The following is an 18024-nucleotide window of genomic DNA, read 5'->3' on the forward strand; positions in this document are numbered from 1 at the left end:
CAGTTTAAAGGAGTAGTAAATGGCGTTTGCGCAATGGGCAGCATTGCCTTGGGTAAAATCTGAAAAAGATAAAATTCAATGGGGACAACTTACCGGTAGCGGGCTTAGCATCGCCATCGCAGAAGGTGTAAAACAACACAACGAGCTGGTTGTGATTGTCACCCCAGATACGCCAAGCGCCCTACGCCTTGAAACTGAACTCGAATTTCTGTTGCCTGAAAACCCAGTCATGGTCTTCCCTGACTGGGAAACACTCCCTTATGATCATTTTTCGCCGCATCAAGATATTATTTCAGCGCGCTTAGCCACGTTAAATACCTTAAAAAAAGAACAACAAAGCGTATTAATCGTGCCAGTGTCGACCTTGATGCTGCGTACTGCCCCTGCTTCGTTTATTTATGGTTCAACTCTTAACTTTAAAGTGGGTGATACCCTAGATACCCACACACTGCGTGAAAACTTAGAACAAGCGGGCTATTTACATGTACAACAAGTGATGGAGCATGGTGAATACGCGATTCGTGGCTCTATCGTTGACTTATACCCTATGGGTAGCCCACACCCATTCCGTTTAGACTTTTTTGATGATGAGCTCGACAGCATTCGCTTATTTGATGTTGAAAGCCAGCGCTCAGATGAAAAGGTCGACAAAATTGAGTTACTGCCAGCCCACGAATTCCCAACTAACGACTCAGACATTGAGCGTTTTCGTATCAACTATCGTGAACAATTTGGCGCAAGCTCTGAACAAGACTCAATTTATATGCAGGTGACTAAAGGAACCTGGCCTGCCGGTATCGAATATTATATGCCACTGTTTTTTGATGGATTGGCAACTATCTTCGATTACTTACCAAGCAATACAACATTTATGCATTTTGGCGATATTGAGCATGCTGCTGATCAATTTTGGCATGATGTGAATGTACGCTATGAAAACCGCCGTGTTGATCCGCTCAGACCTTTACTTGAACCTGTAAAACTGTATCAAAGCGTTAATGAGCTGTTTGGTGAATTTGGTAAATACGCGCGTATTCGTTTATCGCAAGCAAAATTAGGTACCAAAGCGGGTCACACCAACCTTGCTAGTAAAGAGCTGCCAAATGTTCGTATTGATCATAAGTTACATGAACCGTATCAAGGTTTAATTGACTATGTTGCCAGTGAGAAAAAACAAAAAGGCCGCGTGCTGCTCTCGGTTGAATCTGATGGCCGCCGCGAATCATTACTCACCTTATTAAAGCCAAGTGGTTTAAAGCTTAAAGAATTTGAATCGTTTAGCGATTTTACCAATAGTTCGAGTGATGTTGGCCTAATTGTTTCGCCACTTCAGCAAAGTGTGGTGTTAGACGGTAAGCTGCGTTTAACCATTATCACAGAGCAAGAATTACTAGGCATTAAGGTCTCGCAACGTCGACGCCGTAAACACAAATACGAAGCCAGCCAAGATGCGCTTATTCGTAACCTTGCTGAGCTACGTGAAGGTCAACCGATTGTGCACCTTGATCACGGTGTAGGCCGCTATCAAGGCCTTGAAACCATTGATGCTGCTGGTGTGATCACTGAGTTTGTTACAATCATCTACGCCAACGAGGCAAAGCTTTACGTGCCCGTTTCTGCGTTACATATGCTGAGCCGCTATTCAGGTGGTGAAGAAGCCTCTGCCCCGCTTCATAAGTTAGGCTCCGATGCGTGGGAAAAAGCAAAAAAACGTGCCGCCGAAAAAGTTCGTGATGTGGCTGCTGAGCTTTTAGATATTTACGCTAAACGCCAAGCAAAGCCTGGCAATAAATTTAAGCTTGATGGCAGTGCTTATCGTCAGTTTAGCGACAGCTTCCCATTTGAAGAAACTGATGATCAACGCAACGCCATTGAGTCTGTGCTCGGTGATATGCAAAGTAAGCAAGCGATGGATCGTTTAGTATGTGGTGACGTTGGCTTTGGTAAAACTGAAGTGGCAATGCGCGCAGCCTTTGTAGCCGTAAATGATAACAAGCAAGTTGCGGTACTGGTACCAACCACACTGCTTGCACAGCAGCATTATGAAAACTTTAAAGACCGTTTTGCCGATTTACCAATTGAGGTGGGTGTTTTATCGCGCTTTAACTCAACCAAAGAACAAAAAGACACCCTCGATAAAATGGCTGAGGGTAAATTAGATATCGTGATTGGTACTCACAAGCTTATTCAACAAGATATTCAATTTAAAGATTTGGGCTTATTGATTGTTGATGAAGAGCACCGTTTTGGGGTGCGCCAAAAAGAAAAAATCAAAGCATTACGTGCCGATGTCGATATTTTAACGCTCACTGCGACCCCTATCCCACGTACATTAAACATGGCAATGAGTGGCATGCGTGACTTATCAATCATAGCCACACCACCTGCGAAACGTTTAGCAGTTAAAACCTTTGTTAGACAAAGAGATGCAGAACTAATTCGCGAAGCAATTCTGCGTGAGATTAAACGCGGTGGTCAGGTGTATTTCTTACATAATAATGTTGAAACCATAGACCGAGTTGCAGAAGAAATCAGTGAATGGGTACCTGAAGCCAGCGTAACAACCGCACATGGTCAAATGCGAGAACGCGAGCTTGAACAAATCATGAGTGATTTTTATCACCAAAAATATAACGTGATTGTGTGTACCACTATTATCGAAACCGGTATCGATGTACCCACTGCCAACACCATTATTATGGATAGAGCAGATAAGCTGGGTCTGGCACAACTGCATCAGTTGCGTGGTCGTGTAGGCCGAAGCCATCACCAAGCGTATGCCTACCTACTGACTGGTAACCCTAAATCACTGAGTAAAGATGCGGTTAAACGCCTCGAAGCGATTGAATCACTGGAAGACCTGGGTGCAGGCTTTGCGCTCGCAACCCATGACTTAGAAATTCGTGGTGCTGGTGAGCTGCTTGGTGATGATCAATCGGGTCAAATGCAAACCATTGGTTTTAGTTTGTATATGGAAATGCTTGAGCAAGCGGTTAACTCCCTCAAAGAAGGTAAAGAGCCAACCCTTGAGAACTTATTAGGTCAACAAACTGAGGTTGACTTAAAGCTGCCAGCGTTATTACCTGATGATTATATTCATGATGTAAACGTACGTTTAGGAATCTATAAACGCATTGCAAGCTGTGCTAACCTCAATGATATGGACGAGTTACAGGTAGAGCTGATTGACCGTTTTGGTCTGCTGCCTGACGCCACTAAAAACTTATTCAGTTTGCAGCAATTAAAACTGCAAGCAAGTAATATCGGCATTAAGAAGATTGAAGCAAACCCGAAAGGCGGCTATTTTGAGTTTAGCCAGCATACAAAGGTTAACCCTAGCTTCATTATAGGTTTGATACAAAGTGCACCGCAGGTGTATAAAATGGATGGCGCAAATAAACTGCGCTTTGCAATTAGCGAAGCCAACGCTCGCGAACGCTTAAAAATGGTCACTGCAATGATTGCAGATTTCGAAAAAAAGGTTAGCCATTAATGTTGTTTAGAAATAGTTTACTACTGCTTTGTTGCTTATATACAAGCTCGTCATTTGCAGCACGTTGGTTCGAAATAGAAGTTCTTATTTATAAACAGCGCCCAGCCCCTTATTTACAGGAAGATTTCAGTTTAAAACACGATGAGATCAAGGCAAAGCGTAGCAAAGATTTATTATCTCCTGCATACACAGCACAAGCGAAGCAAGCGTGTATTGAAGGTGATAGCCGCTTTCGCTCAAATTCGTTTACCGACTCTTTAGTGAATAGCAACCCTCACTCTAATGTATGTGACGACAGTGTTGATTTTTTAGCAAGCTATAATCAACTGCCTGTTACACCCGTTGTTGAGCCCCGTGAAGACACTGACGACATTTACTTAATGGCGCCAGAACAATTACAATTTGTTGAGCAAAAAAATCAGCTTGATAGAAAAGGCTTAACCCCTATTTTGCACACTGGCTGGCGTTTTCCTGAAATGAGTGAAAGAAACGCACCCAGTATCCGTTTATTTTCCGGTGAACACTTAGCAAAACACTCAACCCCAGTAGAGAATGAAAATAACGACTTTATAAGCCTAGTGGGCCCTACTGAGCGCTATATTCCCGACCAGTTGCAAAATGTGCCAAAGTGGGAATTTGATGGTTTAATGAAAATTTATGTTCGTCACTACCTATTTATAAACGCAGATTTTGATATTAGTCAGCGCCTAGAAAACGGTGATTACGAAAAAGCACGTTTTTCACAATTTAAACGTGTGATAAGTAACGAGATACATTATTTTGATCACCCACGTATGGGTATGATCGTGCAAATAAGACGCTACAACCATTAATGGATACAATTATGAAAAAATATATGGCAATTGCAGCAGCGGCTGCAACACTTACTTTAGCGGGTTGCTCAAAAGTAAACTTAGAGAACTACGAAAAAATTAAAATTGGCATGGATAAAACTGAGGTTGAAGCTATCTTAGGTTCAGCAGATAAGTGTGAAGAAAAGACACTACACACTAACTGCATTTGGGGTAACAAAGATAAAAATATCGAAATTACCCTAGTGTCAGACAAAGTATCGCTTTATAGCAAAACTGGTTTAGACGCTAAATAAACCCAATTGGGTGGCCAAGGCCACCCTTTCATCTTTCATCTTTCATCTTTCAGAATGTCAGTTTGTGAGTAAATACGCTCAATATTAACAATTTTGCTGCGATTTAACGTAATCTTGTAGCGCTGATACAAAGTTTCATCTTCGCTTTGTGTAAAGACTAATACCACATTTAACTGATAACGCCTCTCTACGGCTTTCTTAGAGATTTTATTACTATCTAGATGATAGAGCTTACCTTCACCCCGCTTTAAATAGCGAGCAAACGGTGCCAAGCTAAATTGCATGGTTTGTTGCAAGGTATCGTAGCCAGGTAAAAACTCTTTAGCGTTAACTTGTGTTTCGCTTGCAAAATGCAGCCACTGAGCAGCCTGTTTATTTTGATGACGTCGCTTCGAAAAAATTCTTCTTACCGTTTTCGGCAGGCGTTTAAAACTGGTGTATTCAAGCCAAATGTATTGGCTGGCAATTTTGTCTTTAGTAATGCTGTTTTTAAATTGAAACCGCCATTTTGGTCGCCCTCTTACGATAGCTCGCCAGATCACCCGTGTGATGTCTTCTTTAAATATTTCGCGAAGACCATAAATAACACCCAAGATCAAAATCAAGGTTGCTGTTACTTCGGTAAAGTTTGAGCGAGCATTTAACACAACCAACATCACAAAGGCCATGATCACTGCGGTCACCGTGCCCTTTACCATGCGTTTTAAATAACTGTTTAAGTGACGCGTGCTACGTGTAAGCACCACTCCATGCTCAATCAAACGTTGTAATAGGCGCATTTTATTAGTGATACGGTTGGCATCTTCGAGTGTTGATTGCGAATTATATTCTTGCTCATCACGATAACTGTTTTCAGCTTTGCAGAACTCTAATAAATCACTGCGCTCTTTTGCAAAATCACTACTGCGCGGCCCTTCATCCAATAGTTTCAAAAATGACTGCTCTACATGCCAACTTAAGTAGTTATCAGCGTTTTTATAAAATGGCAGCAGCTTTTCATCATCTGGGGTATAGCGTCTTAGCTTTTTCAACAAGCCTTTGGTTTGCTGGCACAACTCAATGGCTGCAGGGTAAAACTCTTCGGCTTCTTGGTGTTTTAGGGTGTCTTTAATATCTGCATTCAGCGCGAGTCGAACTTGATAACAATATAAGTTTAAGTTTTGTCGATAATCCTGTTGTTCACCTTTGTTTTTACTAACAAAGCGGCTTCTCACTAAGGGTAAGTGAATGTTGTTAGCGTTATACGCAAGGTGCGATTTAAAGTTATTATTAAAGAATGATTCTTCGCTCAGTGTTTGCGGGTTAACACTCATTTCATTCGGAATGGAGAAATACAGGTCGAGTCGTTGCTCTGTGCGTGGTTTAAGCTCAGGCTCAATAATAAAAGATAAGTTTTCGTCTTGTTTAAGCAATATCACCTCGTTTTTTAATAATGCTCCCTTAGTTTACGCGTTGATAGGCTTTCAGACAATAAAAAAGGCCCAGTAAAAACGGGGCCTTAGTAATCATTTCAAACTAGATTAGAACTTGATGTTCATACCAGCGAAGAAACGACGACCTAGTACATCGTATGTGTACGGGTCAGTGTTTGAGTCATTGTTACCTGAGTAGTAAGGTGCTTGCTTATCGAATAAGTTGTTAACACCTGCAGAGAATGACACTGTGTCGTTCAGGATGTATGAACCACTGATGTCGTGGTATACAACAGTACCAACGCTTGGTACTAGACACTCGCTGTCGTCAGCAAGACATGCGTAGCTGTCTAGGCCGTCGATCATACGTGCTTGGTATTGTGCATCCCAGTTGTCGCCAGACGCGTTAAGAGTGAAGTTAGACTTAACTTTTGCGTAGCTACCGATACCTGAAGTTACAAGACCTGTGTAATCGATTGTGCTTGTGCCTGAATCAACGATGTACTCATCAAGGATAGTTACATCAAGACCTGTGCGCCAGTTAAGACCTGCAGCTTCAAATGCGTACTTGAAGTTTACGTCGTAACCTTTAGTAGATTCATTACCAATGTTTTGTAATTGGTTGTTGAAGCTAATACGGCCAGTGCTTTGATTGAAATTGATTGCAGAAGACTGACATAGTGCAGTATCTTGGTTCTTGTATGCGCCAGTAGAAGCATCAAGACAGTTTTCAACGATGTACTGGTTGTTTACGCTTGAAATTGAGTTTTCAATTTCGATTTCGTAGTAGTCAACAGTCATTGAGAAACCGTCGAACCATTCTGGAGCGTATACGAAACCAGCAGTTACTGTATCAGCAAGCTCTGGCGTTAATTGGTCGTTACCACCAACAGTTACTTCAGCTTGGTCTTGTGCACCAGGGAAGTTAACTTGTTCGAATGAAGGTGATTTACCTTGGTAAAGCTCAGAAACTGTAGGAGCACGGAATGCAGTTGAACGAACAGCACGTAGCATTAGTTCGTCGTTTACACGCCAAGTTAGACCTAGTTTCCAAGTCTCATCAGAACCAAATGTGCTGTAGTCGAATGCACGAACAGCAGCGCTTAAGTCAACCATTTGTGCAAATGGTGCGTCAGCTAGAAGTGGAACAGCGAATTCTACGTAAGCTTCGTTTACGTCAAAACGACCACCAGTTGGTTCAACACGTGGGTCATTTGCAAGACCTTGTGAAGTTAGTGAATCTGGAACGTACCATGCTTTTTCTTCACGACGCTCGATACCTGCTGCGAAACCAACGTAACCTGCAGGAAGTTCCATTACTTCACCGTTAAGGCCAGCAGAAAGAACTAATAATTGGCTACCACCTGAGTTGTTTTCAGTGTAGTTGTACTGTGCAAGGTTGCTACCTGACCAATCTGCTTGGTTAAGTGGGTTGAAATTACCCTCTTCAATTGCATCTTGGATTGAACCCATGTTAAGTAGGTTAGTTGCGCGGTCAACTGAGTCGTTACGACCGAATACTACTGAAGTATCCCATCCCCAACCGTTGTCAAATGCACCATCAAGACCGATTACGGCACGAACAGTATCAACAACTTGCTCGTAACCTCGAGGGCCTACATCTGTCATACGACGACCGTAAGAGATGTCTTCACCGTCAGCTACACCGTGAGAAAGAAGTGAATCACCCATAGTTGCTGCATCGTACGTGAAGTCGAACCATACAGGCTGTGGAGCCATTTGTTGAGTTGACCAACGCTTAGAGTAAGTGAACTCAGAAACTAAACGCGTTTCATCAGTTACGTCAAAGTGGCCGATACCTGTAAGGTTTAAACGGCGCATTGGCGTGTAAAGGTAGCTTGTTGCTGAATAGTTATATGCATCTCCAGCAGCAGTGTAATCGTGCCATTCACCATCTGCTTGACCTTGAAGGTCTGCATTTTCAGCCCAAACGTGGCCGAAAGGTGTGTAAGAAGATCCACCACAGTAGAAGCTACCGTTTTCGTAATCTTCTTCGATTGGACAATCAGAGAAGTCACGGTCTGCTTGAGAAGCGTCGCCACGGTCTGTGTATTGTAAACCAATTACAACGTTACCACGGTCAAAGCTTGAACCCATTGTGATATCGAAAGACGTTTCGTCTGCATCGCCTTCACCAGTGATAGCACCGTTAAGGTTCATGTCTAGACCTTCGAAGTCGTCTTTTAAGATAATGTTAACAACACCAGCTACCGCGTCAGTACCATATACAGCAGATGCGCCGTCTTTTAGTACTTCAACTTGCTTGATCATTGATACTGGGATTGTGTTTAAGTCAACAGTAGATGCTGCGCCAGTACCAGAGTTGATCATACGACGACCATTTACTAGTACTAAAGTACGTTGCGCGCCTAAACCACGTAGGTCAACACGTGCGTTACCGCCTGAACCATTGTTAACAGCAGGGTTAGTCATCGCACCACTTGCTGCAGTCATTTTTTGTAGAACGCCATCGATGCTTGATGCACCCATTGCTTTGATGTCATCTGCGCCGATTAAAGTTACAGGACTAGACGTCTCCATATCGGTACGCTTAATGCGAGAACCTGTAACTTGAATTTTTTCAATAGACTCTGCTGCATCATCAGCAGCTAAAACTTGCATGCTTGAGAACATTGGGATTGCTGAAACAACAGCTAAACCAAGAATTGATTTTTTCATGTGAAAACCCTACTTGTTGGAAATTTACCTTTAGTCAGGTAGCGCTCGTTATTATTAGAATCACGAGTCAGCGGAGGGCAACTTAGGCGCAGTTAACTGAACGAAAACTGAATGAAAGACCAAATAAAAAACAACCCAAAAATGACGTACCAACTTTAGGTAATAAGGTTTCACGATGTATCAATGTTAATAGAAAAAAACACTTACACATCAGGAAAATAACATTATTAAGTAGCAAAAAAAACACGATTGAAATCAATTGCACGCACTTTGTAATCAAGTGTAATCAGAGCCCAATTAATGCTACAAATGAAATTTTTACAAGTTGATCACACAACGTTATAAAAACCGTAAAAGCTTGGTAAGACTGCTAACCATAGTTATTCACTTAAATTAACTAAATAGACAAAGTTAGTCTGATAAACAGTGTATTAGAGGATGATTTTTTGTTTTTGTTCCGTCAGTTTGTAATACCGTATAAAAATACGACTAATAAAGAACATCAAGTAAAAAAAGGTGAAGCAGAAATTGCGCTAATCACAGCTTTTAGATAATTAAAAACTGCGATCAACAATAATGAAGGAAGATGTTATCGAGTTTGAAGTGAATCGAAATAATAAAGCAATGTTTGAGGTTGATTATCGCCAGAAGTATAAGTGAGCATCATTTTCCAAGTCATAACAGGTTCAGAGCATGCGCCAACCATAGTATCAGCAACCCAAACTTGCCCTGTCTGTTTAAACTGCAGTGGAATAAAACCCATATACATGGTGACACCTTCGAGTTTTGCTGAAAGGTTTTTAGCCTCCTTTGGTAACTTTAGGTTAATCGTAAACGGTGTTTCTGGACTGATATCTGGGTTACTTAGCCAAACTTCTACATTATTAGGGTAATTGCAATGACTATTGTTCTGACAACTTGTACTTGTGCTGCCCTTATCTATACTTTGGCTATCACATGCAGCTAAAAAAAGACTAAAAAGGAACACGGGAAATAAGCTTATTCGCACTCTATTTGCCTGTATAAAAATAAAGTCAGATACTAATTAGAATGCCCAAAAAAGACAACAGGCACCTAATAATAAGTCAATAAAAATACAATCTCTGACAAAAAATAACCAACAAAGCGCTAAAATTTGATTGATGTCATAATTTTATGCAATTGACCTATCTTTTTAAGGTCAAAAATTTTATCATTTCCATCGCAAAAATAAGGGTTTCTCGAGTTTGTTTTCTGAAGCTAGCACCGCTAAGTTGGCTTTAGGTAACATGCTTGTGAAGTAATAGTAGGCCCCACTTTGAATAAAAGTGGGTAATTCATTTCTAAAACGCATTTATTGCAGCGGAAGCCAGAAAATGAGCCAAACAGTAGCATCACAAACTGAGTACAATTATAAAGTTGTACGCCAATTCGCTATTATGACAGTGATTTGGGGCATCGTTGGCATGAGTGTTGGGGTTCTGATTGCTGCCCAATTAGCTTGGCCAGCACTTAACTTTGATACACCATGGTTAACTTACTCTCGACTACGTCCGTTACACACGAACGCAGTAATTTTCGCATTTGGTACAAGTGCACTTTTTGCGACGTCTTATTACGTCGTACAACGTACATGTCAAACGCGCCTTTTCTCAGATAAATTAGCAGCCTTCACCTTCTGGGGTTGGCAACTTGTTATCGTACTAGCAGCGATTACCTTACCATTAGGTATCACAAGCTCAAAAGAATACGCAGAACTTGAATGGCCAATCGATATTCTTATCGCCGTTGTTTGGGTAACTTACGCAGTGGTATTCTTTGGTACGTTAATCAAGCGTAAAGTATCGCACATCTATGTTGCGAACTGGTTCTACGCTGGTTTCATCATTACTGTTGCCGTTTTACACATCGTAAACAGCATGGCAATTCCAGTTTCACTTACTAAATCATACTCTATCTACGCAGGTGCTGTAGATGCAATGGTTCAGTGGTGGTACGGTCACAACGCTGTTGGTTTCTTATTAACTGCTGGTTTCTTAGGTATGATGTACTATTTCGTACCAAAACAAGCAGGCCGCCCTGTTTATTCTTACCGTTTATCGGTTGTTCACTTCTGGGCTCTTGTTTCTTTATACATCTGGGCAGGTCCTCACCACCTACATTACACTGCGCTTCCAGACTGGACGCAAAGCTTAGGTATGGTTATGTCAGTTATCCTATTCGTTCCATCTTGGGGTGGTATGATCAACGGTATCATGACGTTATCAGGTGCATGGCATAAACTACGTACTGACCCAGTACTTCGTTTCTTAGTTGTTTCTCTATCTTTCTACGGTATGTCTACGTTCGAAGGCCCAATGATGGCTATTAAGTCAGTTAACGCGCTTTCTCACTACACTGACTGGACTGTAGGTCACGTACACTCAGGTGCACTAGGTTGGGTTGCAATGATTTCTATCGGTGCTATCTATCACCTAATCCCTGCACTATTCTCACAAGGCCGTATGTACAGTGTTAAACTAGTTAACACGCACTTCTGGTTACACACTGTGGGTGTTGTTCTATACATCGTAGCAATGTGGATCTCTGGTGTAATGCAAGGTCTAATGTGGCGTGCAGTAAACTCAGACGGTACGTTAATGTACAGCTTTGTACAGTCATTAGAAGCTTCGTATCCGTTCTATATCATGCGTTTCCTAGGCGGTGTATTCATCGTAACAGGTATGCTAATTATGGCTTACAACGTTTATCGTACTATTGCAGCGAAGAAAGATTCGCTTCAACTAGACGCTGACGCACAATTGGCATAATGGAGTAGCACGATGAGCAATAATAATTCACAAAACAAACACGAAATAGTCGAAAAGAACGTTGGCCTAATGGCTATCTTGACTGTCTTTGCAATCAGCTTTGGTGCATTAGTTGAGATTACTCCACTCATGTTCCAAGACGATACGACTAAACCTGTTGATGGCTTACGCCCTCTTACAGCGTTAGAAATGGAAGGCCGTGATATCTACGTGCGTGAAGGTTGTTACAACTGTCACTCACAAATGATTCGTCCTTTCCGTGACGAGGTTGAGCGTTACGGTCACTACTCTGTAGCTGGTGAGTCAGTATGGGATCACCCATTCCAATGGGGTTCTAAGCGTACTGGTCCTGACTTAGCGCGTGTTGGTGAGCGTTACTCAGACGATTGGCACCATGCTCACTTAATGGATCCACGTGCAGTGGTTCCTGAGTCAAACATGCCAGCGTTTCCTTGGTTAGACGAAAACAGAGTCGATACGACCCATACACTTAAAAAGCTTCAAATATTCCGTGATAGCTTCGGAATTGATAAAGCGAGCGACCGTTACGACGGTAAAGGTTACGGAAGTGACGAAGAGCTACAAGCTGACATTGCGAAAATCGAAGCCATGAACGGTGGTCAAGGTGCAACTGAAATGCAAGCTCTAATCGCTTACTTACAACAGCTTGGCACACACTTGAAGTAATTATTATGGATTACGGAACATACAGAGGCATTTTGACTCTGGTAATTTTAGTACTGTTTATTGTGATTGTTGTATGGGCATACAGCAAGCGTAGCAAACGCCGTTTTGACGATGCTGCTAATGCCATATTTGAAGATGAAAAAAAACACAACAACACAATCTCTAATGAGGAAAAGGAGTCTGAGAAATGACTAGCTTTTGGAGTATATGGGTTATTGTATTAACCCTAGCGTGTCTTGCTATCATCTTCGGCCTACTTCTGTGGAACTTAAAAAACTACGCAGGTGTGAAAGAAGGCGAAAGCTGTGGTCACGAATTTGACGGCATTGAAGAACTTAACAACCCACTACCAAAATGGTGGACTTATATGTTCTTCGCGACATTTATTTGGTCTGTATACTACCTTGCTGCTTACCCAGGTTTAGGTAACTGGGAAGGTTTAGGTAAATGGACAAGTTCTAACCAAGGTATTACCTCTTTAGCTGAGTCTAAAGAAGCGACTGAACAAGCATTAGCTAACGGTGAGAACGTTCAATTAGACCAAGAATTTATCGCTGCTGATGAGCGTTTTGGCCCAATCTTTGAGTCATTCGCAAAACAAGATATTGAAACACTAGTTAAAGACGAAAAAGCGCTTGAGATTGGTCAACGTTTATTCTCTCAAAACTGTGCACAATGTCATGGTTCAGATGCACGTGGTGGTCAAGGCTTCCCTAACCTAACAGATAACGATTGGTTATACGGCGGTTCACCAGACAAGATCAAAGAAACACTTCTTTACGGTCGTGTTGCTGCGATGCCACCTTGGGGTGATGCGCTTGGCGAGCAAGGCATTAAAGAAATGACTGCTCACGTACTTAGCCTTTCTGGCCGTACTGTTAACCAAAAAGACGCTGCTGCAGGTGCTGCTAAGTTTGCAATGTGTGCTGCGTGTCACGGTGCTGACGGTAAAGGTTCAGTTGCACACAATTTACCATTTGGTGCACCTAACCTAACAGATAACATCTGGTTATACGGTGGTTCTAAACGTGCTGTTGAAGAAACACTAATCAATGGCCGCGCCGGTGTAATGCCAGCATGGAAAGACATTTTAGGTGAAGATAAAGTTCACTTATTAACAGCGTACGTTTACAGCTTATCGCAAGATAAATAACCACGCGGTTAATAAAATGTATAAACAATTAATCTTTTAATTCAATAGATTAATTAAGATCAAAAAAGCCTCCATCTGGAGGCTTTTTTTTAGTCTTTTGCTTTTAAATCCGATAAAATGCGTACAACGTTTTTAAAGGTATAAGTACTATGAAACCCACTCCTTGGTATAAAAACTTTTGGCCATGGTTTTTAATCTCTTTTCCTCTTGCAGCTATCATCGGCTGTGCTGGTCTTATTTATATGGCAATTGGCAACGGCCCAGATATGGTTGTTGACGATTATTATAAAAAAGGCAAGGCAATTAACCTTGAACTCAGCAAATTTAATAAAGCAAAAGCACTTTACTTACATGGCAATTTAAATGTTGCAGACGACAAAGTAACATTCACTTTCACCAAGGGTGATGCAAGCAATGTTCACTCTTTAAAAATGTCTTTTTATCATCGCACCATTAAAGCCAATGACTTTGATGTAAGCTTAATGAAAAACGCCCATGGCGATTTTACTGCCCTACTCGACACCCATGTTGACGGTGCATACACAGTGTTTATTGAACCAATCGATAACAGTTGGAAACTTAAAGAAGATGTCATTTTGCCAACTGATAAAACGATTTCGATTAGCCCTGAATATAAGTAGTAAACTCTAATGTCCGATAATTGCTTTCATTGTCTTGAAAGTGTGCCAAAAGGCTTTAATGCGACTGTCGAAATAGACGGTAAGGCACAACCTATGTGTTGTATTGGTTGCCAAACGGTTGCTGAGAATATCGTCGCCCAAGGCATGACCGATTATTATAAATTTAGAACTGTACGCTCTGGTAAAGTTGAACAGCTTGTTCCAGAGCAACTCGAGTTGATTAAAAGTTACGATAACGAAGATATTCAAGACGAGTTTATTTCAGCCACTAATGATTTATCAGAAGTACTATTAACGGTTGAAGGCATCACCTGTGCTGCCTGTGCTTGGTTAATCGAAAAACAACTACTTAACTTAAAAGCAATCAAACGTGTTGATGTAAATACTTCGACCAACCGTGCCATGATCCAATGGGATAAATCGGTTACACCGCTTAGCCAAATTATCACCTCATTACATGAAATCGGCTATAAAGCCTATCCGTTTCAGGCAGACCTTGAAGCAAGCCAAAAACAGCAAGCCGCGAAAGCTTATATCCGCCGTTTAGGGGTTGCCGGTCTGATGACCATGCAAGTAATGATGTTTGCTTTTGCCATGTATTTTGGCATGTTCTCTGGTATGGAAGAGAACTTCGAGCAGTATTTTCGCTGGATAAGCTTAGTACTTGCATCTCCAGTTATTCTTTACAGTGCCCTACCATTCTTAACCAATGCCATTAATGGTTTAAAAGCCAAACAGCTGAATATGGACTTACCAGTCTCATTAGCTATTTTTGGTGCTTATGGGGCAAGCTGTTATGCCACATTAATGTCGGTTGGCGAAGTTTATTTTGAATCTATCTGTATGTTTACCTTCTTATTATTATTAGGTAAATATTTAGAATTTAGAGCCCGTTTAAAAGCCAGTGAATTTACCGCTAACTTGCAAAAGTTACTGCCTCTTACAGCTCGTATCATCGATGAGAATAACCAAGAATCGATAATTGCGGCCAAAAAACTAAAACTGGGTGATGTTGTATTAATCAAAGCAGGCGAGACTATTCCTGCTGATGGTATTGTTACAAAAGGTCAAACAACCGTTGATGAAGCCATGATGACGGGCGAGCATCAACCCGTTAATAAGTTTGTCAGCCATCAAGTTTACGCAGGAACGATTAACCACGATGGCGTGATCAGTATTGAGATCAACAAAATCGGTCAAAATACCTTGCTTAATCAAATTATTAAGTTGCAACACACAGCGTTAACCAAACGCCCGCGATTAGTTGAGATCACAGATAAAGTAGCACAGTGGTTTGTTGCCTGCTTATTAGTATTTGCCTCAATAACAGCGATTGGTTGGTATCAAATAGACCCCGAGCATGCCTTTTGGGTGACTATTTCTGTACTTGTTGCAACCTGCCCTTGTGCGCTTAGTTTAGCGATTCCAACAGCCCTAACTTGTGCAGTTGCAAGCTTAACAAAGCGTGGGATTTTAATTAAGCAAGCCCACGTATTAGAAACGCTACCACAATTAACTGATATCGCCTTTGATAAAACAGGTACCTTAACGCAAGGTCGCTTTACCATTGAACGCGTTGAGCTAGTAAACAGCCAGTACAGTGAAGCTGATGCATTACGCTTATCTGCCCAACTTGAAAGCTTCTCTGAGCACCCTATAGCTAATGCATTTGCTGGTTTCAACGACTCAATAAACCCAATTGAGAATGTGACTATCGAACCGGGTAAAGGCATTACCGCTTTACTCAATGATCAACACCTTGCGATAGGTAAAAGCGGTTGGTTTGATACCGAAAAAGCTGATGCTCAAGCAACCTTGTATATCGATAAACAAGTCATTGCGCGCTTTTACTTAGCAGACAGCTTACGTGATAACGCAGAAAAACTGGTTACTACACTTCATTCACAACAGCTCAAATGCCATATGTTAACGGGCGATGCCTCTAACAGTGGTGAGCGAATTGCAAAACAGCTAAATTTAGATACCGTGCATGCAGCATGCAGCCCTCGCGATAAACAAGCCCATGTTGAAACATTGGCAGCTAAAGGTGCCATTGTTGCTATGGTGGGTGATGGCGTGAATGACAGCCCGGTATTTGCCAGTGCCCATTTATCTATCGCAATGGAAACCGGCGCTGATATTTCCAAAAATAGTGCTGATGTGGTATTACTCAATAGTGATCTAACGGCTATAGAACATTTGCTTACTGTCTCGAAAAAGACGCGCCGTATTGTTAAGCAAAACTTGGCATTATCACTTATTTACAATGGTTCGGTTTTACCATTGGCAGCCCTTGGGCTCGTAGCTCCTTGGATGGCCGTCATCGGTATGTCTGCAAGCTCCATTTTGGTTATTACCAACTCATTAAGGTTATTAAAACTATGAGTATCATCTATATGCTTATCCCAATTGCCATTTTATTTGTGCTAATTGCAATTGGGGTATTCTTTTGGGCTGTAAAAAGCGAGCAGTTTTCTGATTTAAATAAACAGGGTCACAGTATTCTGTTCGAAGACGATAAAGAGCAGCATAACAAAAGTAATGATTGATCCGCTGTTTATTAGTGCATTTATAATGGGCTTGTTAGGCAGTGGTCACTGCCTAGCTATGTGTGGCGGCATTGCCAGTAGTTTACAACTTGCTGCCAACAAAAACCGTGCAGTGAGCTTTTCGGTTGCTTATAACCTAGGCCGCGCACTCAGTTATATGCTTGCCGGTGCTCTTGTAGCAGGAATTAGTAGTCGCTTTGCAGCGCAAAATACTTCTATATCGATAGCGTTGTCGTTTTTGAGTGGTATTTTTATGCTACTAGTTGGGGTTTACATAATGCGCTTAGCGGCAACCCTACAGTGGCTAGAAAAACTAGGCAAGGCGCTAATATGGCAGCATTTAGCTAAACTCAATCGTTTTTTATTACCGGTCGATACAACCCCTAAAGCCTTGCTTTATGGCGCTTTGTGGGGTTGGTTACCCTGTGGCCTAGTTTATTCTGCGTTAACCTGGGCACTCACAAGCCCATCAGCTCTTCACGGTGCAGGCGTAATGTTATTTTTTGCTTTGGGAACTTTTCCAGCAATGATCAGTGTTGGTCTTGTTAGTCAAAAAATAAATACTCTTTTTAACCATGTTTGGATAAGGGTTATTCTAGGCAGCGTAATAATATGGTACGGTATATACTTATTAATTATAGCAACCGATAAGTTAGTTCATTAACCTAAAGTTGTTAACCTATTTGAATGGATTTGATGTATGGACTTCTCACAAAACAAGTCAAAAGGCTTATGCACAATTAGCTGTAATAATTGCAGTATCAGCCAGCTATGTTTGCCATTTTCATTAAACGGTCAAGAAATGGATCGTCTCGATGAAATCATCGAACGTAAAAAGCCTCTACACAAAGGTGATTATTTATTTGAGTCTGGCGAAAGCTTAAATGCTATTTATGCGGTACGCTCTGGTTCATTTAAATCGTATACCTTGTCTGAGCAAGGTGATGAGCAAATTACTGGCTTTCACTTGGCTGGTGATTTAGTCGGTTTCGATGCAATCAACAAAATGGCTCATCAAAGCTTTTCGCAAGCCCTTGAAACTTCAATGGTATGTGAAATTCCATTCGATACTCTAGACGAATTAGCAGGTAAATTACCTAAGCTACGCCAACAAATTATGCGTTTAATGAGTAATGAGATTAACTACGACCAAGAAATGTTATTGTTACTCAATAAAAAGTCAGCTGAAGAGCGTCTAGCAAGTTTTATTTATAATCTTGCAGAGCGTTTTGGTGAACGTGGTTTCTCACGTAAAGAATTCCGTTTAACCATGACACGTGGTGAAATCGGTAATTATTTAGGCCTTACTGTTGAAACAATTAGCCGCCTTTTAAGCCGCTTCCAAAAAGCGGGCTTTATTAAAGTTGAAGGCAAATTTATCACCATTTTGGACCAGCAAGCGCTTGCAGCAACAGCAGCGATTAAATGTAAATAGAGTTTGATTTAACGCAACTTTATATTGTTTGCCCCTTTAACTGTTCTAAATTTAGGT

15 protein-coding genes are annotated in these 18024 nt (G+C 41.4%); 12 read left to right on the forward strand and 3 right to left on the reverse strand.

Annotated features, from left to right (window positions below; all coding sequences use genetic code 11):
• Positions 1-19: 19 nt before the first annotated feature.
• From mfd to IMPJCBKJ_RS06130, 3 genes are read left to right on the forward strand one after another with little or no spacing between them, the layout of a single operon-like run.
• Positions 20-3493 carry a transcription-repair coupling factor gene (gene mfd / locus IMPJCBKJ_RS06120; RefSeq protein ID WP_166339341.1) on the forward strand — a complete coding sequence of 1158 codons (3474 nt, stop codon included), beginning with the start codon at positions 20-22 and terminating at the stop codon, positions 3491-3493.
• The gene (locus IMPJCBKJ_RS06125) at positions 3493-4326 is read left to right on the forward strand and encodes a peptidoglycan binding protein CsiV (protein ID WP_054553059.1); all 834 of its coding nucleotides are present in this window, start codon (positions 3493-3495) and stop codon (positions 4324-4326) included. The genes mfd and IMPJCBKJ_RS06125 overlap by 1 nt, the downstream gene beginning before the upstream one ends.
• Positions 4327-4337: 11 nt before the next feature.
• Positions 4338-4601: a hypothetical protein gene (locus IMPJCBKJ_RS06130; RefSeq protein ID WP_054553091.1), complete on the forward strand. Its 264-nt coding sequence runs from the start codon at positions 4338-4340 to the stop codon at positions 4599-4601.
• A gap of 35 nt (positions 4602-4636) precedes the next feature.
• Here the strand turns inward: IMPJCBKJ_RS06130 and IMPJCBKJ_RS06135 are convergent, their stop codons facing one another.
• The 3 genes from IMPJCBKJ_RS06135 to IMPJCBKJ_RS06145 form a co-directional block, all read right to left on the reverse strand.
• A complete protein-coding gene (locus IMPJCBKJ_RS06135; RefSeq protein ID WP_166339343.1) occupies positions 4637-6013 on the reverse strand; it encodes a hypothetical protein in 1377 nt (458 codons plus the stop codon).
• Positions 6014-6121: 108 nt separating this feature from the next.
• Positions 6122-8713 (reverse strand): TonB-dependent receptor, encoded by a 2592-nt coding sequence (locus IMPJCBKJ_RS06140; RefSeq protein ID WP_166339345.1) that lies wholly within the window; start codon positions 8711-8713, stop codon positions 6122-6124.
• A 589-nt stretch (positions 8714-9302) separates the two neighbouring features.
• Positions 9303-9701 (reverse strand): hypothetical protein, encoded by a 399-nt coding sequence (locus IMPJCBKJ_RS06145; protein ID WP_138600035.1) that lies wholly within the window; start codon positions 9699-9701, stop codon positions 9303-9305.
• Positions 9702-10068: 367 nt separating this feature from the next.
• On the opposite strand from IMPJCBKJ_RS06145, the gene ccoN reads away from it, so the two are divergent.
• The 9 genes from ccoN (at position 10069) to IMPJCBKJ_RS06190 (ending at position 17967) form a co-directional block, all read left to right on the forward strand.
• Complete coding sequence (ccoN, locus tag IMPJCBKJ_RS06150) at positions 10069-11502, forward strand: cytochrome-c oxidase, cbb3-type subunit I (RefSeq protein WP_036967883.1); 1434 nt, start codon at positions 10069-10071, stop codon at positions 11500-11502.
• A gap of 12 nt (positions 11503-11514) precedes the next feature.
• Positions 11515-12189, forward strand: coding sequence for a cytochrome-c oxidase, cbb3-type subunit II (gene ccoO / locus IMPJCBKJ_RS06155; RefSeq protein WP_054553056.1), 675 nt, complete (start codon positions 11515-11517; stop codon positions 12187-12189).
• Positions 12190-12194: 5 nt separating this feature from the next.
• On the forward strand, positions 12195-12380 hold the full coding sequence (locus tag IMPJCBKJ_RS06160; RefSeq protein ID WP_010373992.1) for a cbb3-type cytochrome c oxidase subunit 3: 186 nt from the start codon (positions 12195-12197) through the stop codon (positions 12378-12380).
• Positions 12377-13342 carry a cytochrome-c oxidase, cbb3-type subunit III gene (gene ccoP, locus IMPJCBKJ_RS06165; protein ID WP_054553055.1) on the forward strand — a complete coding sequence of 322 codons (966 nt, stop codon included), beginning with the start codon at positions 12377-12379 and terminating at the stop codon, positions 13340-13342. Before IMPJCBKJ_RS06160 ends, ccoP begins: the two co-directional genes overlap by 4 nt.
• 149 nt (positions 13343-13491) lie before the next feature.
• A complete protein-coding gene (locus tag IMPJCBKJ_RS06170; protein ID WP_166339347.1) occupies positions 13492-13983 on the forward strand; it encodes a FixH family protein in 492 nt (163 codons plus the stop codon).
• 9 nt (positions 13984-13992) lie between these two features.
• The gene (locus tag IMPJCBKJ_RS06175) at positions 13993-16368 is read left to right on the forward strand and encodes a heavy metal translocating P-type ATPase (RefSeq protein WP_166339349.1); all 2376 of its coding nucleotides are present in this window, start codon (positions 13993-13995) and stop codon (positions 16366-16368) included.
• Positions 16365-16532, forward strand: coding sequence for a cbb3-type cytochrome oxidase assembly protein CcoS (gene ccoS, locus IMPJCBKJ_RS06180; RefSeq protein ID WP_054553052.1), 168 nt, complete (start codon positions 16365-16367; stop codon positions 16530-16532). The genes IMPJCBKJ_RS06175 and ccoS overlap by 4 nt, the downstream gene beginning before the upstream one ends.
• Entirely contained in the window at positions 16525-17196 is a 672-nt protein-coding gene (locus IMPJCBKJ_RS06185; protein WP_138600032.1) for a sulfite exporter TauE/SafE family protein, read from the forward strand. Before ccoS ends, IMPJCBKJ_RS06185 begins: the two co-directional genes overlap by 8 nt.
• Before the next feature lie 36 nt (positions 17197-17232).
• The gene (locus tag IMPJCBKJ_RS06190) at positions 17233-17967 is read left to right on the forward strand and encodes an FNR family transcription factor (RefSeq protein WP_054553050.1); all 735 of its coding nucleotides are present in this window, start codon (positions 17233-17235) and stop codon (positions 17965-17967) included.
• The last annotated feature ends 57 nt before the right edge of the window (positions 17968-18024 follow it).

Origin of the sequence: Pseudoalteromonas sp. MB47, from assembly GCF_011319765.1 — a bacterium.
Taxonomy (GTDB): Bacteria; Pseudomonadota; Gammaproteobacteria; order Enterobacterales; family Alteromonadaceae; genus Pseudoalteromonas; species Pseudoalteromonas simplex.